Genomic DNA, 8,938 nt, shown 5'->3' with positions numbered 1-8,938 from the left:
TGCGTACTGCCGAGCGCAACGACGTGATGCAGACCCTGCGCGAGCATGGCCTGTCCAAGTTCAGCCACTTCGTCGGCAAAACGCGTCCTGCATCGTCCGAGATCGACGCAGGCAAGGGCGAACTGCAGGTCTGGCGCGACGCCAAGGCCGTATTCAGTGCGCCGCTGGCCGACCTGCACCAGGTGTGGGACGCCGTGAGCTGGAAGATCTGCCAGCAACGCGACAACCCCGCCAACGCAGACGCCGAACACGCCGCAGCTGGCGAACCCACCGACCCCGGCATGCACGTGCACCTTAAGTTCGACGCGGCTGACAACGTTGCTGCGCCTTACCTCAACCTGGCGCGCCCCAAGGTCGCCATCCTGCGCGAGCAGGGTGTGAACTCGCACATCGAGATGGCCTACACGTTCACGGAAGCAGGCTTTGAGGCCTACGACGTTCACATGACCGACCTGCAGACCGGCCGGGTCAAGCTCGAAGACTTCAAGGGCGTGGTCGCCTGCGGCGGCTTCAGCTACGGCGACACCCTGGGTGCGGGCATTGGCTGGGCGCGTTCCATCACCTTCAACCCGGTGCTGGCTGCGCAGTTCCAGGGCTTCTTTGGCCGCGCGGACACCTTTGGCCTGGGCGTGTGCAATGGCTGCCAGATGTTTGCCGAGCTGGCGGACATCATCCCCGGCGCACAGGATTGGCCACGTTTCACCACCAACCAGAGCGAGCGTTTTGAAGCCCGTCTGTCGATGGTGGAAGTGCTCGAATCCCCCAGCCTGTTCCTGCAAGGCATGGCGGGCAGCCGCCTGCCGATTGCTGTGGCGCATGGCGAGGGGTATGCCAACTTCAAGTACCGGGGCAACGCCGACAAGGCCATTGCCGCCATGCGCTACGTGGACAACCGCGGGCGCGCGACGGAGCAGTACCCCTTCAACCCCAATGGCAGCGCAGGCGGCCTGACGGCGGTGACTACGGCCGACGGCCGCTTCACGGCCATGATGCCGCACCCCGAGCGCGTGTTCCGCAACGTGCAGATGAGCTGGACGAGCGAGGACAAGGCGGAGTACAGCGCGTGGATGCGTATCTGGCGCAACGCTCGCAAGTGGGTTGCGTAAAGATTTGAAGAGCTGAACGCACCGCACCCAGGCGCGTGACGCAACGGCACCCGGGCCGGACCCACCCAGGTCCGGCCTTTTTCGTTGGTGTTCAGCCCCGCACAGGCCGCTCGTACACCATTAGGCGGCCTTTGTAGGCGGCCACGTTGCCGAGGGCCGGGCGGTCCAGGCGTTCTTCCACCACCTCAAACCGGTGCATGGCCATCTGTTTGTGAAAGGTGGCCCGATTGCCCCGGTTCGGGTCCACGATCCAGATTTGCGCGCTGTTGGCGGCATGGAGGTCCAGAAAACTGGCCAGTGTCGCCCGGGCATCGCGTTCGTACAGCACGTCACTGCCCAGGATGAGATCGAACTGCCCCTGCACTGATCCGTCCTGGCCTTGCGTTTCGGCGCCCCATTGGCCTGTGCGGTACTTGAGCGGTGCCATACCGTTCAGGCGCACGTTCTCTTGCAAAAATGATTCCGCCAACGGATGGCAGTCGCTGGCCGTGATGTCCATGCCCCGGCGGTGGCACACCAGGCTGGCCAGCCCGAGGCCACAGCCAATCTCCAGCACCCGCTCCCCTGTCCGCAGGGGGCGGCTTGCCATGCGATTTGCCAGTTGAGCGGCTGAGGGCCACAACAGCCCGAACAAAGGCCACGAGGCTGATGAGATCCCCAAGGCGTCGGCGGCACCCAGCGGGTCAGAGAACTGCTGCTTGTCCAGCAGGGAGCGAATGATGAGGTCGGCTGCGCCAACGACGGCGACGTCTTCTTGTTTGGTGAGGTAGCCAGGCATGGCTTGGGCATGAAGCCCGTCCAAGCGCTGTCTCTTGGGACCCCGGTGTGATGGGTGAAGGCGCGAGTATGCGCCTTGTGCGAGGCGGCGCCCTGATGTGTGGCTGTATTGCGATTTCGGCAACCTGCGTATTGCTATAGTCGCGCGCACACCGGGCGACTGACCGCAGTGCCGCCCCCATCAACCCCAAGGAATTCCCATGGCCTCTGGCAGCCTGCTTGCCCTGTTGGACGATATCGCCACCATCCTCGATGACGTGGCCCTCATGACCAAGGTCGCAGCCAAGAAGAGTGCCGCGATGGCCGACGATGTGTCGGTCATGACCAAGGTCGCGGCACAAAAGACCGCTGGTGTGCTGGGGGATGATTTGGCGCTCAATGCTCAGCAGGTCTCTGGGGTGCGCGCAGACCGTGAGATTCCTGTCGTGTGGGCTGTGTGCAAAGGCTCATTTCTCAACAAGCTCATTTTGGTCCCGGCGGCATTGCTCATCGGCACCTTCGCGCCGTGGGCTGTGACTCCGCTGCTGATGGTGGGCGGTGCGTTCCTGTGTTTTGAAGGGTTTGAAAAAATCGCCCACAAGTTTCTGCACGCGCCGCATGAGGATGCTGCCGAGCACGAAAGCCGCGTTTTGGCCAATGCCAACCCCGCGGTTGACTTGGTAGCTTTTGAGAAGGACAAGATCAAGGGAGCGGTTCGCACCGACTTCATCTTGTCCGCAGAAATCATTGCCATCACCCTGGGCACCGTGGCCACCGCGCCCTTTGCGCAGCAGGTGGCCGTGTTGTCGGGTATCGCAGTCATCATGACCGTGGGTGTGTATGGGCTGGTGGCAGGCATTGTCAAGCTGGATGACCTGGGCCTGTGGCTCAACAACAAGGCCAGCAGTGTGGCCCGCGCGATTGGTTCGGGCATCTTGCGGGCAGCGCCCTGGCTGATGAAGGGCTTGTCGATTGCAGGCACTGCAGCGATGTTCTTGGTGGGCGGAGGGATTTTGGTTCACGGTGTGCCCGTCGTGCACCACTGGGTCGAAGCAGCCGGTGCTGCATCAGCGCAGTGGCCGGTGGGCCCGCTATGGGAGGTGCTGCTACCCAATCTGCTCAACGCCGTGGTGGGTATCGTGGCGGGCGGCCTGGTGCTGGCAGGTGTGATGCTGGTGCAACGCTTGCGGGGCAAGACGGGCGCGCATTGATACAAAGTTCAGGGTAAACACCGAGGGTTTGAGCTAGGGCAAGGTGCGCGTGGTGCCGCAGCGGTTCAATGCATGCACGGGGGTCGTCCCCGTCCAACCGATGCGAAATACCATGAAAAAAAACCTGCTGGCTATCGCCGTTCTGTGCGCCCTGACTTCGGGCACTGCCCTGGCCCAACAGGCGGAAGGCCCCTGGATGGTCCGTGCACGCGTGGTGCACCTCGATAGCGCCAACAAGGACAGCACTCCCCTGGGCCTGTCCATCAACAACAAAACGCTTCCTGAAGTTGATATCACGTACTTCTTCAACAAGAACGTGGCGGCCGAGCTGATCCTGACCGTGCCGCAAAAGCAGACGCTGAGCGCTGCGGGCACCGCCATCGGCACGCTCAAGCACCTGCCACCCGCGCTGCTGTTGCAGTACCACTTTGACGCGCCGGGCTTCAAGCCCTACGTGGGCGCAGGCCTGAACTACACGCGCTTTTCCAGCGTGAAGTTGCCTGCTGGCGTGGACATTGACCGCAACAGCTTCGGCCCTGCGCTGCAGGTGGGCGTGGACATTCCATTGCAGAAGAACCTGTATCTGAACTTTGATGTGAAGAAGGTCTATATCAAGACCGACGTCACGGCTGGCGGTGTCAAGCTGGGCACTTTCAAGGTAGACCCCGTTCTGGTGGGCGTGGGTCTGGGCTGGCGGTTCTAAACTGGCGTTTCTGAACCGACTTCTGGTCCAGTTTCTGGGGCGCACAGGCCCAGCTTGACCGGTAGCGAGAGTTCACCAAGTGAAAAAGGGCTGGCGTTTGCGCCAGCCCTTTTTTTACTTGTCGAATCGCAGATCGCCGGTTGCCTTGGCCGTGTCTGGTGGTGCCTCTTAGAGGCTCACGTCCCGCCCCCACATGCGCTGCCACAGCCAGGGCAGGGCAGTGGCCAGGTCTGGCCGCTGCCACTGCTGTGTGGTGAGGTGCGTGCCCGCCGCCACCTGTGCCGACGGACCCAGGTTGAAATGGAAGGTGTAGGTAGGTTCGTTGCCCATGCGCAGGTCGGTGATGAAAACTTCCCCGTCTGCCTCCGTCATCTTGAAGAAGCCGTGGCTGAATCGCGCCACGCGGTTGACCAGCGGGCTGCCCTGGTACTGCGCGTACAGGTCTGCGCCACGGGGATGCTGTGTCCAGCGCACAGGGCGGCCGCCGTCCAGCAACGATGTATAGCCCTCGTAGTAATGCGTGGGCGTGACGGCCACCGCGCGCCACAGCAGGGTGTTGAAAGGCGCTGGCGTGACCAAAATTTGGTCAGAAGGCAGGTTCGGTTCAGGCGGCGACGCCATGATCTGGTTCACCGCCAGGCCCTGCGCCAACACGCTCCACGCCAGGTATGCTGTGCTGACTGCCAGCCCGGAGCGCGCCCAGACCAGACCCCGTGCGTGGCCTGTGAGCAGCGCCGCGACCACCCCCATCAGCAGCGGCAGCGTGTACAGCGGGTCGATGATGAAAATGCTGCCCACTGCGTACGGATAGCTCGTGAAAGGTAGGAGTAGCTGCGTGCCATACACCGTCATCCAGTCGAGCAAGGGGTGTGTGATCAGCGCCAGCCACAGCGCCAGCCACCACCGCCCAAAGAGCGCGGGCTCCTTGTGCAGGCGCGACACCATCCATGCAAGGGGCACCGACAGCGCTGTGAGGTAGAACAGTGAATGGCTCTCGGACCGGTGCAGCACCATGTTCAAGATGGCGTCACCGTGGTCGATGAGCGCGTCCAGGTCGGGCAGGGTGCCTGCAACGCCACCCCACAGTGCTGCCTTCCAGACGGCAGTGCGGCGCCCCATGGCAGAGATCACAACGGCGGCGCCGAGGACAAGTTGGCTAACGGAATCCATGGATCAGAAAGGAGTGGGGGGTGAAGAAAGCGACAGCTAAAAGCAGCGGCGCAAGGTTGCAGCCGTCGCGTTACGGATGGCCTGCATAGCCCTCGCGAGTCCGTGCTGTCAAAGACCGCAGGGCGTTGTGCTGGCCCTTTTCAAACCTGCACCACCAATGCAAACTCCGCCTTGGCGCCGTCGCTGGTGGGGGTAAACGGCACCGTCAGTGCGGCACGTCCCGCCTCGCTGAGGTTGTTCCACAAAAAGTCGCGCGCGTTGCCGGGGTCGCCCGCCACATACATCTGTGTGGTTAGCAAATCCCGCTGTGGCAGGCGCACCTTGAAGTGGATGTGCGGCGTGCGGCCGGTATAGGGCGCGGGGCGGATGGTGCGAAACCGGTATCGGCCATCGCGGCCCAGGGTGACCCGACCAAAGCCCTGAAAACTGCGCGAGGCCTTGTCCCCGTCGCCTGGGTGGTGGTAGTGGCCCGCAGCATCGCATTGCCAGATCTCTACCACCCCACCGGCCAGCGGCACGCCCGCGGTGTCGGTGACCTGGCCCTCAACCCACACGGGCTGGCCCTGGGCGTATTGCAGGTTGCCATTGCGCAGCAGGTCACCGTCGCTGTCGGCGGGCAGGGCAACGGGATAAAAGGGCCCCTCGGTCTGGCGCGGGGTAGGCCGTAGGCGCCCTTGGGCCAGCGCAGGGTGCACCAGGGCGGGGGCTGCCACCCAGGCTGCTGCCCATGCGGTGCGCTGCAACAGGGCTCGCCGCGTGGCGTCGCCGGGCGCGTTTGTACCCATCGCTGCATGCATTTGAGTGGCGCGGGTCGGTGGCGTGTTGAGGCGCGGCATTGTTCACTCCTGCAAAGTGAGGTTGGAGTTATCTGTTCACACAAAGTACCCTGCACATTGCCACCGAAAAATGACCGATGCTGGATCCGCAGGGTCAATGCGTGGGGTAGTGCTGAGGGTAGCGGGCGTAGAACGTGGCGGCCATGATCGCATCACGGCGCCCGGTGCCGCTACGCTATGCGCTAAAAGTCGGCAGCGGCAAGGGGGCTTGCACCGCATTTGAAGGGCATTGGGAGTTGACCTACACACACGCCCCCCGGGGCGCCGCACAATCCCTCGATGGCGGCGGGGCAACGTGCCCATGCCTGAACCAGCGGCCAACCTGCCGCGCACGACGTTTCACTGACCCATGCCCTTGACCCGCCCTTCTAATCACGCAGACATCTCAATGGGGCTAAGCCAGCGGCCCGCTCGCATTTCCCCCAAATACTTTTACGACCAGCACGGCTCGCGCCTGTTCGAGGCCATTACCCAGCTGCCAGAGTACTACCCCACCCGCACTGAAACTGCCCTCATGCAGCAGCATGCCGCCGATATTGCACGCTCGGTGGGCACAGGGCGCACGCTGATCGAGCTGGGTGCTGGCAGTTGTCAGAAGGCACGCACCCTGTGCCAGCTGGTGCAGCCTGCATGTTTTGTGGGGGTGGATATTTCGGCCGATTTTTTGCAAGACGCAGTGGCGGCGATGAGCGCCGACCTGCCTTGGCTGGATGTTCGCGCCGTGGGCGGCGACATGACGCAGGGCGTGCATCTGCCCGATGACATTCCCCGCACCGGCCGCCTGGTTTTCTATCCCGGCTCGTCCATCGGCAACTTTGACCCCCCGCATGCGCTCCAGCTATTGGCACACATGCGCGAGCTGATCGACGACGACGGCGGCCTGCTCATCGGCATTGACCTGCCCAAGGACGTGACCGTGATGGAAGCCGCCTACGACGACGCGGCCGGTGTGACGGCCGAATTCAACCGCAATGTGCTGCGCCATGTGAACCGACTCATTGGCAGCGATTTTGATGTGGCGCAGTGGCAGCACCGGGCGTTCTTCAATACCGAAGAGTCCCGCATCGAGATGCACCTGGAGGCAACGACCGATGCACAGGTGCGCTGGCCCGGGGGCGAGCGCGCTTTTGAACAGGGCGAGCGCATTCATACAGAAAACAGCTACAAATACCCTTTGCCTGTGTTCACCGACATGCTGGCGCGCGCCGGTTTTTCGCAGGCCCAGGCGTGGACCGACGAGCGGGGCTGGTTCGCTGTCGTTCACGCTCGTCCCTGAACACACCCTCCCATGACCGCCCACCACCTTGACCTGCTGTCCCACTTCACCACGGTGCGCAACCGGTCGGTGGCGCTGGTGGCACCTCTGTCGGCCGAAGACTGCGGCGCACAGTCGATGCCCGATGCCAGCCCTGCCAAGTGGCACCTGGCCCACACCACCTGGTTCTTTGAAACCTTTGTGCTTGAAGCGCATGAACCGGGATTTGTGCCGTTTCAGCCCGCGTTCCGGGTGCTGTTCAATTCCTATTACAACGGCGTGGGCGCCAAACACCCGCGCCCGCAGCGCGGCCTGCTAACGCGGCCGCCGCTGACCGAGGTGCTGGCCTACCGCGCGAACGTGGACGCGCGCATGGCAGCCCTGCTGCCCGTTGTGGCGCATAACGCCGCGCTGTGTGCGCTGATCGAGCTGGGCCTGCAGCATGAGCAGCAGCACCAGGAATTGCTGGTGACGGACGTCAAGCACCTGCTGTCGTGCAACCCGCTGTGGCCCGCCTACTTGCCCACCGCTGTGGTGCTGCCGCCTGCCGCCCCTGCGCTCCACTGGCAGCCGTTTGAAGGGGGCTTGACCGACATAGGCTACGCAGGGGAGGGCTTTGCGTTTGACAACGAAAGCCCTCGCCACCGGGTGTACTTGCATCCTTACGCGCTGGCCTCGCGCCTGGTGACCTATGCAGAGTATGCGGCGTTTGTGGACGGCGGCGGGTACCAGAACCCGGCACTGTGGCTGGCTGAAGGGTGGGACTGGCGCGCCGCGCAGGCGCTGGAGCACCCCTTGTACTGGCAACGCCTGGAAGGCGGCTGGCACAGCTTCACGCTGACCGGCTTGCAGCCCCTGGAAGGTGCCCGGCCCGTTGTCCACCTGTCGTATTACGAAGCCGATGCCTATGCCCGCTGGATGAGCGCGCGCCTGCCTACCGAAGCGGAGTGGGAACACGCGGCCCGGCAGTCTCTGGAAAAGCCGGCTTTTTCACAGGCCCCACATCTCCCAGGCGATGACTTTAGCGACGCGGATGCTGTGCAGATGGTCCAGTGGTTTGGCGCGGCCTGGCAGTGGACGCAGTCCAGCTATGCGCCGTATCCAGGCTTTCGGGTGGCTGATGGGGCTGTGGGCGAATACAACGGCAAGTTCATGGTCAACCAGTACGTGCTGCGGGGGAGCTCCGTGGCGACACCGCTTGGTCACGAGCGCATCAGCTATCGCAATTTCTTTCCGGCCACTGCGCGCTGGCAGTTCACAGGCCTGCGGCTGGCGCGGGACCTGTGAGACGGAACTTGAACGGCTGCCCGAACCACTGCGACACAGGTTGGCCCCGGCGCGCCATAGGCGCAAACTGCCACTGGCGGATCGTGGCCAGCGCAATGCGGGCAAGGGGTTCTGGTGTCTCGCCGACTACAAAGGCGGGTCCCACCGTGCCGTCGTGCTGCACCTGAAACCGCACACGCACCGTGCCTTCCAGTCTGGCGCGGCGCAACGCGGCCGGATAGCCGGGTAGCGGCGCTGCCAGCAACCGTACCGGGCCGTCGAGTGGGGGCGTGACCTGGCGCTCCAGCACCTGTTCAATCAGCGAGTGCTGGGCAGCGGGCTCTGGCCGGGCAATGGTGTCGTGCCCGACGACATAGCGCGGTGCCTGTGGAGCGGCACAACCCGCAGCCCCAAGACACAGCCCGAGCAGAACCAGACGGTGGGTGCTGCGCCGGCCAGCAGCGGAAAGGGGCAGAGGTGGACTGCACGGCATGCGACCGATGTTAGTCGGGTGCATGGCTTCAATACCATTCCAACACCGGCGTAGAGAGACATCAAAAATCATAGCTACTAGCGCTTTATGGATAAGCGCTAGAGGCCAAAAAAGCTTGAAATCTGTGCCGCCATCACACCTT

Annotated in this window: 9 protein-coding genes; 5 read left to right on the top strand and 4 right to left on the bottom strand. The window is 63.5% G+C overall.

Annotated elements, in window-relative coordinates; genetic code table 11:
- On the top strand, positions 1-1,106 hold a 1,106-nt coding region (locus tag ACK4OE_RS24090; RefSeq protein ID WP_409888851.1), incomplete at its 5' end, for a phosphoribosylformylglycinamidine synthase subunit PurQ.
- 91 nt (positions 1,107-1,197) lie between these two features.
- Here the strand turns inward: ACK4OE_RS24090 and ACK4OE_RS24085 are convergent.
- Positions 1,198-1,884, bottom strand: a complete 687-nt coding sequence (locus ACK4OE_RS24085) for a class I SAM-dependent methyltransferase (protein ID WP_409888849.1) — start codon at positions 1,882-1,884, stop codon at positions 1,198-1,200.
- Positions 1,885-2,083: 199 nt separating this feature from the next.
- Between ACK4OE_RS24085 and ACK4OE_RS24080 the strand changes: the two genes are divergently transcribed.
- Together ACK4OE_RS24080 and ACK4OE_RS24075 are read left to right on the top strand one after the other, a co-directional pair.
- Complete coding sequence (locus tag ACK4OE_RS24080) at positions 2,084-3,073, top strand: DUF808 domain-containing protein (RefSeq protein ID WP_409888847.1); 990 nt, start codon at positions 2,084-2,086, stop codon at positions 3,071-3,073.
- 112 nt (positions 3,074-3,185) lie between these two features.
- Complete coding sequence (locus ACK4OE_RS24075) at positions 3,186-3,776, top strand: OmpW/AlkL family protein (RefSeq protein ID WP_409888845.1); 591 nt, start codon at positions 3,186-3,188, stop codon at positions 3,774-3,776.
- A gap of 168 nt (positions 3,777-3,944) precedes the next feature.
- Here ACK4OE_RS24075 and ACK4OE_RS24070 read toward each other — a convergent pair whose 3' ends face one another.
- Together ACK4OE_RS24070 and ACK4OE_RS24065 are read right to left on the bottom strand one after the other, a co-directional pair.
- Positions 3,945-4,946, bottom strand: a complete 1,002-nt coding sequence (locus ACK4OE_RS24070) for a metal-dependent hydrolase (protein ID WP_409888843.1) — start codon at positions 4,944-4,946, stop codon at positions 3,945-3,947.
- Between the two features lie 140 nt (positions 4,947-5,086).
- Complete coding sequence (locus tag ACK4OE_RS24065) at positions 5,087-5,731, bottom strand: intradiol ring-cleavage dioxygenase (protein WP_409888853.1); 645 nt, start codon at positions 5,729-5,731, stop codon at positions 5,087-5,089.
- A gap of 400 nt (positions 5,732-6,131) precedes the next feature.
- Between ACK4OE_RS24065 and egtD the strand changes: the two genes are divergently transcribed.
- A complete protein-coding gene (gene egtD / locus ACK4OE_RS24060; RefSeq protein ID WP_409888841.1) occupies positions 6,132-7,058 on the top strand; it encodes an L-histidine N(alpha)-methyltransferase in 927 nt (308 codons plus the stop codon).
- A 12-nt stretch (positions 7,059-7,070) separates the two neighbouring features.
- Positions 7,071-8,324: an ergothioneine biosynthesis protein EgtB gene (egtB, locus tag ACK4OE_RS24055; protein WP_409888839.1), complete on the top strand. Its 1,254-nt coding sequence runs from the start codon at positions 7,071-7,073 to the stop codon at positions 8,322-8,324.
- Here the strand turns inward: egtB and ACK4OE_RS24050 are convergent.
- Entirely contained in the window at positions 8,293-8,820 is a 528-nt protein-coding gene (locus tag ACK4OE_RS24050) for an energy transducer TonB (protein ID WP_409888837.1), read from the bottom strand. The two genes, egtB and ACK4OE_RS24050, sit on opposite strands and share 32 nt — an antisense overlap.
- Positions 8,821-8,938 lie beyond the last annotated feature (118 nt).

The organism is Acidovorax sp., from assembly GCF_046314175.1.
In the GTDB taxonomy this organism is placed as follows: domain Bacteria; phylum Pseudomonadota; class Gammaproteobacteria; order Burkholderiales; family Burkholderiaceae_C; genus Acidovorax.
The sequence above is the reverse complement of the archived record's forward strand: the minus strand, read 5'-3'. Positions and strand labels throughout refer to the sequence as shown.

What these genes read in the sequence shown, in the direction of transcription:
- egtD (WP_409888841.1), top strand. Translation starts at nt 6,132, where the DNA reads ATGCCCTTGACCCGCCCTTCTAATCACGCAGACATCTCAATGGGGCTA.
- ACK4OE_RS24075 (WP_409888845.1), top strand. Translation starts at nt 3,186, where the DNA reads ATGAAAAAAAACCTGCTGGCTATCGCCGTTCTGTGCGCCCTGACTTCG.
- ACK4OE_RS24070 (WP_409888843.1), bottom strand. Translation starts at nt 4,946, where the DNA reads ATGGATTCCGTTAGCCAACTTGTCCTCGGCGCCGCCGTTGTGATCTCT.
- ACK4OE_RS24085 (WP_409888849.1), bottom strand. Translation starts at nt 1,884, where the DNA reads ATGCCTGGCTACCTCACCAAACAAGAAGACGTCGCCGTCGTTGGCGCA.
- ACK4OE_RS24065 (WP_409888853.1), bottom strand. Translation starts at nt 5,731, where the DNA reads ATGGGTACAAACGCGCCCGGCGACGCCACGCGGCGAGCCCTGTTGCAG.
- egtB (WP_409888839.1), top strand. Translation starts at nt 7,071, where the DNA reads ATGACCGCCCACCACCTTGACCTGCTGTCCCACTTCACCACGGTGCGC.
- ACK4OE_RS24050 (WP_409888837.1), bottom strand. Translation starts at nt 8,820, where the DNA reads ATGCACCCGACTAACATCGGTCGCATGCCGTGCAGTCCACCTCTGCCC.
- ACK4OE_RS24080 (WP_409888847.1), top strand. Translation starts at nt 2,084, where the DNA reads ATGGCCTCTGGCAGCCTGCTTGCCCTGTTGGACGATATCGCCACCATC.